Source organism: Labrenzia sp. PO1, assembly GCF_012273635.1.
In the GTDB taxonomy this organism is placed as follows: Bacteria; Pseudomonadota; Alphaproteobacteria; order Rhizobiales; family Stappiaceae; genus Roseibium; species Roseibium algicola.
The window spans coordinates 1-655 of the sequence record NZ_JAAXCR010000015.1; the positions used below are offsets into that span (position 1 = coordinate 1).

Annotated in this window: 1 protein-coding gene; it reads right to left on the bottom strand. The window is 59.7% G+C overall.

Translation table 11 applies throughout. From position 1 onward, the window contains the following. Positions 1-655: VCBS domain-containing protein (locus HCG46_RS28370; RefSeq protein WP_205838749.1), on the bottom strand; the 655-nt coding region annotated here is incomplete at both ends.

Below are 655 nucleotides of genomic sequence, written 5' to 3' on the forward strand. Positions count from 1 at the left end.
TTCAAAATTGTCCGGATTGACGACCGTATCGGGATCGTTGATCTCGAACACACCGCCGCGGGTATGGACGTAACCTTCGTCTTCCGCACCCGGCCATTCAACGATGGGCAGGAAGTTCAGCGAGAGATCGCCGCCGATCGTCGGAGCATCGTTGGTGCCCGTGATCGTGATGGTGACATCCTGATCCACGACACCGCCGTTGCCGTCATCGACCGTCACGGTGTAGACGACTTCGACCTGCTCACCTGCAGCGAGGAAGTCAAGATGCTCTTCCGCGACGCTGTAGGACCAGTTGATCGTACCGTCGTTCGTGTTGCCCGGATCAGCGGACAGCCCGAAACCGGCCTGGATATTCGCGATCTGGCCTGCAGTGAGGCCGACACCATCAAGACCTTCAACGCTCTTGACTGCGAAGGTCGCCGTCGGCGTATCGGAGAGATCCAGATCGGAGAAGTCAATCGAGCCGCTGTCGGACAGGGTTGACGGATCGCCTTCAACGATGGATCCGCTCACGTCAACCGCAGTCAGCGTCGGAACGTCGTTCGTGCCGGTGATCGTGATGGTGATCTGGGTGGTGTCGGTGCCTTCCGGGAACCAGTTCCGGTCGCTGACTTTGACGTCGAACGTCAGGGTCAGCGTTTCGCCGTCCGCCAGC